3 protein-coding genes are annotated in these 5,153 nt (G+C 51.7%); 1 reads left to right on the plus strand and 2 read right to left on the minus strand.

Annotated elements, in window-relative coordinates:
• Positions 1-241: 241 nt before the first annotated feature.
• Positions 242-2,962, plus strand: coding sequence for a DEAD/DEAH box helicase family protein (locus HY868_03985; protein MBI5301274.1), 2,721 nt, complete (start codon positions 242-244; stop codon positions 2,960-2,962).
• Positions 2,963-3,503: 541 nt separating this feature from the next.
• Here HY868_03985 and HY868_03990 read toward each other — a convergent pair.
• Both HY868_03990 and HY868_03995 read right to left on the minus strand, forming a co-directional pair.
• Complete coding sequence (locus HY868_03990) at positions 3,504-3,839, minus strand: cupin domain-containing protein (protein MBI5301275.1); 336 nt, start codon at positions 3,837-3,839, stop codon at positions 3,504-3,506.
• A gap of 231 nt (positions 3,840-4,070) precedes the next feature.
• Entirely contained in the window at positions 4,071-4,880 is an 810-nt protein-coding gene (locus HY868_03995; protein ID MBI5301276.1) for a PIG-L family deacetylase, read from the minus strand.
• Positions 4,881-5,153: the final 273 nt, after the last annotated feature.

Consider the following 5,153-nt stretch of genomic DNA (forward strand, 5'->3'; position numbering starts at 1 on the left):
GGTTCGTGAAACATCCACCAGTGCCGGCTCAACTGCCTGTGGCGGTCTGGATCAATCCGCCCAAACCAGCGGGTGAGGTGGCGGCACCACTTCAGTAAATTCCGAAAAGAGTTGTACCAAACCTATTGACACATTCCGCGGCGAGACGACAGCTAGCTCAATCCCATCTGTCGCGAATGTCGCTAATCTTCACAAATTATTTTTCGCGTTAATTCGCGTCCTTCGCGGCTAAAATTGAACCATGAAACTCTTATTCGACAGTTCCCAGGAATACCAATTGAATGCCGTCCGTGCGGTGGTAGATGTTTTTGAAGGACAACCACTCGCCAAAGGCGAATTTGAAATCTCGTTCGCCATGGAAGGGTCTTCGCTCGCGTTCACCGAAAAAGGCATCGGCAACCGCTTGGTGTTGAGTCAAGCGCAACTGCTTGAAAATATTCGCGCCGCGCAAACTCGCAATGGCATCGCGTTATCGAGCGCGCTAGAGCGATGCGAATACATCAGGGATGCAGAAACAGGCGCAACCGATTTTATTCCGCTCAATTTCACCGTCGAAATGGAAACGGGCACAGGCAAAACCTACGTTTACCTACGGACGGTTTACGAACTCAACAAGGTGTACGGGTTCAAAAAGTTTGTCATCGTCGTTCCCAGCGTTGCCATTCGTGAAGGTGCGGTCAAGAATCTGGAAATCACGCACGACCATTTTCAAGATTTGTACGGCAATCCGCCAATCAACTTTTTGATGTACGACAGCCGCAACCTCACGGCGCTACGGAATTTCGCCACATCGAACGCGATTCAAATTCTCGTCATCAACATCGACAGTTTCACCAAAGATACCAACGTCATCAATACCGTGCGCGAGACGGGCGTCAAGCCGATTGAGTACCTGCAAGCAACCTGCCCCATCGTCATCGTGGACGAACCGCAAAATATGGAAACCGAAGTGCGGCGCGCGGCACTGCACAACCTCAATCCGCTTTGCACACTGCGTTATAGCGCGACGCATCGCAATTTGTACAACCTGGTTTATACATTGAATCCAGTCCAAGCGTATGACCTGGGGCTGGTCAAGCAAATCGAAGTGGACGGCATTACTGCCGATGGCAACTACAATGCGGCATACATTCAACTCAAGAAAATCGAACGCGGCAAAAAGCAACTCAAAGCCAAAGTAACGATTTACGCGAACGAAAGCGGCGGCGTCAAGCCCAAGGACGTGACGCTGGGCTTGGGCGATGACTTGTACGAGAAATCAGGCGAGCGCGACATTTACCGTAACGGGTTTATTCTCAATCACATCAACGCCGAGCAAGGGACGATTGAATTTTCGGGCGGCGCAGTTATTGCGGAAGGCGCAACGCAAGGCGGGTTGACCGACGACGTGCTCAAGTATCAAATCGAAGAAACCGTCAAGCATCACTTTGAAAAAGTAGCGCGATTGCAACCACGCGGCATCAAAGTCTTGTCCCTGTTTTTCATTGATCGTGTCGCCAATTACCGCGAATACGACGCAGACGGCAATCCCGTCAAGGGGAAATTTGCCGTTTGGTTTGAAACCGCTTTTGCGCGCTACGCCAGACAACACGGTGGATTGATACCCTTTTCGGTTGACCAAGTTCACAATGGCTATTTCTCGTCGGACAAGAGAGGCACGGGTAAAGAGAAACAACAAGTCTGGGTTGATTCGCGGGAAAAGAATACCAAAGCGGATGAAGACACCTATAGTTTGATTATGAAAGAGAAGGAACGGTTGTTGAGTTTGGATGAACCGTTGCAATTCATTTTCTCGCACTCGGCACTGCGCGAGGGCTGGGACAATCCCAACGTGTTTCAAATTTGCACACTCAACGAAACCAAAAGCGATCTCAAGAAACGCCAGGAAATAGGGCGTGGACTACGTTTGCCCGTGAATAGTGCGGGATTGCGCGTCCAAGACAAGCATACGAACGTGTTGACCGTCGTTGCGAACGAAACCTACGAGGATTTTTCCGACGCGTTACAACGCGAGATTCAAGAAGAAACCAGCGTCGAGTTCAAAGGCAGAATCAAGAACGCGCGTGATAAAGCAAAAGTGCGCCTTACCAAAGAACTGACGATCGAAAACTTTCCGCTCCTGTTCGACATTTGGGAACGCATCAAACACCACACGCGCTATCGTGTGGAATACGACACGGTGGAATTGATTCGCCGTACCGTCGCCGAATTGTCCGACTTGACACAAGTACCGCTGACAAAACCGCCAATGCTCGAAGCGCACACCGCGCGTTTGAATTTCACCGAAGAGGGCGTTACGAGCACGCTCCGCGATGCAGGTGTGCGATATGCCAGCGAAACACGTTACGTTCTGCCCGATGTCTACGGTTATATCCAAAACCGCTTGGATGTGTCGCGCAATACGATTTACGAAATCTTGAAACAATCGGGGCGTTATGCAGAATTGGAAATCAATCCGCAACTATTTTTGGACAATGTGGTTGGCGCAATCCGCCGCAACCTGTCCAGTCTGATGGTCGAGGGCGTCAAGTACGAACAGATCAACGGGGCGTTCTATGAAATGGCTCTGTTCAAGTTCGAGGAAATCGAAACGTACTTGGCAAACCTCTTTGCCGTCAGCAAACCCGACAAGACGCCTTTCAACTACGTTCCAATTGATAGCGAAATCGAAAGCAATTTTGCGCGCGATTGCGAGGCGGACGAACACATCAAATTTTTCTTCAAACTGCCGCGCGGCTTTCGCGTCCACACGCCCATCGGCGATTACATTCCCGATTGGGCGGTGGTGATGGAACATGATTCGCGCGTTTACTTTGTTGCCGAAACCAAAGGCACATTGGATTGGCAATTGCTACGCGGCATTGAGCAGATGAAGATCGAATGCGGGGCAAAACATTTTGCGCTCTTAAAGCCGCTGGGAGTGGAATACAAACGTGCCGTAACGACAAGAGATTTGTACTAGACTCATACTGCGCGCGATTGAATATATCCGCCGATGTTTATCTGTCCTAGTTTTGTTGGGCACGAGTCGGTTGACGCTTTGTGATATAATGGAGTCAGAAATGCCACCAAGCCCGAAAACCGTGATGATGTCACGGAAACTCTTTCAGGGTAGTCCGCAAGGGTGGAGGGCTTGGGGCATTTTCATTTTTCCAATCGCTCAACTGTGGGAGGGTTGACAGCACGTGTGTCGCATGTTAGAATTCTGACGTGGTAGAGAGTAAGTCCGGGCTACGGTGCGCGGAGCGTGGCGGTTCGCCGCGGTTCACCCGTACAGGGTAAACATCGTCCGGGGTTTCTACCACTTTTGAAATGTGTACGCAAGATTAGACCCGTCAGGTTTGAAAAACCTGACGGGTCTTGTTATACTTCTCCCGCGCGCTTATCCACCAACCCGCGCGCAAACTCGCTGAACGCGTTCACGTCCTCGAACGTCGAGACGAGACCGAGCGAATGGAGGCAGTTTCCACTTCGCGCCCACGTCAGGATTCGTTGACGCGTGTTTATTTGACCGCGCCGTGAAACCAACATACCTTGACGTGCGGCACATTCACATCGCGCTTGATCGCGTGCGGCGTGCCCGCCGGCGCGATGAAACAGACCTCGGGTTCGAGGCGAAATTCCTCGTCGCCTACTTTTGCCCAGCCCGTACCCTCTAGCACGACAAATCCTTCCTGGTCCTCGTGCACGCCGGGAGTGCGATAGTCTGGCTCAGTGTAGAGTGTAATGCCCGCCTTAAATCCATTGACACAACCGTGCCGTTCATCTAGCATTGGATAACTCGTCGTGCCGACGCGGTTGATTGCCGGCGCGTTTCGATGATTGGCAAAAAAACTCATACTCGACGACTCCTCGCTCGCAAGAGTACCGTGCGTCTTGAGTGCATCCCAGAGACACGGCGAACCCCATGAGGTTTTTCGATTGACGGCAAGAAAATGATTCGGAATCCGAGACCTGTCAGGTTTTCGCGCAAGCGACCTGACAGGTCTGTATCCACAAGCAAAGCATAATCTCTATCGCATTCATCAACTACGAAACTGAATACTGAAGACTGAATACTGTCCTACTGTTCACTGTTCACTGACCACTGGCTTGTCTTCTTTCAAAATCATCACCCGATACCCCTCGACTGCGTCCATCCCACGTTCCTTGCCTTCGTCCTTCGCCCAATCGCGAATCATTTGGCTGGGGTCCCAATCGTGCAGTTGGCTGCGATGTTCTTTGAGCGCGGCGATTTTGATGTCAATCACGCCGCTAATGTCCACGAACGTTTCCGGTTTTTCCGCGCCGTGAACGAAAACTTTTTTGACCTCGTGCGGCTCTAGTCCTTCCATCAACAATTCCGGAAAAATAAATTTCGTACCGGCTGAGGGAAACACCGCGTCGAGCGTCACGTCGGCGGCGACGCGATGATCGGGATGGTTCATGTAACTGTTGCCGTAAAAGCGCACGGTCGGATCGCCGCAGACGACGACGTCTGGTTTGTATTTGCGAACAAGCCGCGTGAGGTCGCGGCGCAGTTCGAGCGTCGGTTGCAAAACGCCGTCGGGGTAGTGCAAAAATTCGACGTGCTGAACGCCGAGCACCCGGCACGCGTCGCGCTGTTCCTGTTCGCGAATCTGCGCGAGTTGCGGCTTGGTCATGTGCGCTTCAGTCTTGTCATTCGAGCCGGCATCGCCGCTCGTGATGCACACGCTCACAATCTCGCACCCGGCGCGCGCCCATTTGGCGAGTGTCCCGGCGATGGTGAACTCTTGATCGTCGGGATGCGCCTGGATCGCCATCGCGCGTTTCGGCGCGGGCGGCTCGACGAACGCTTCCGGTTTTTTGATGCCGCGTTCGGGAATCGCTTGGTCGTTGAGTTGAGTGGTATCAGGCATGGTACTCCTAACTCGGACAAGCCGAAACTAAACAAATTATTGGACGCGGATGAACGCGGATATTTTTCTTATCCGCGAAAATCCGCGTGAATCCGCGTCCCAAAATTCTTTGCTTTTTGTACAACGATTTCATGTAACTACTCAGCCATCGTTCCTTTATCCGCGAATTACGCGAATCTTCGCTAATTTTTTCTTCTTATTCGCGCAATTCGCGTTATTCGCGGATAAATTTGTTTTTTCATCGGCGTAAATGTGGGTTGGCTGAGTAGTTAC

Source organism: Chloroflexota bacterium, from assembly GCA_016219275.1.
GTDB lineage: Bacteria > Chloroflexota > Anaerolineae > UBA4142 > UBA4142 > JACRBM01.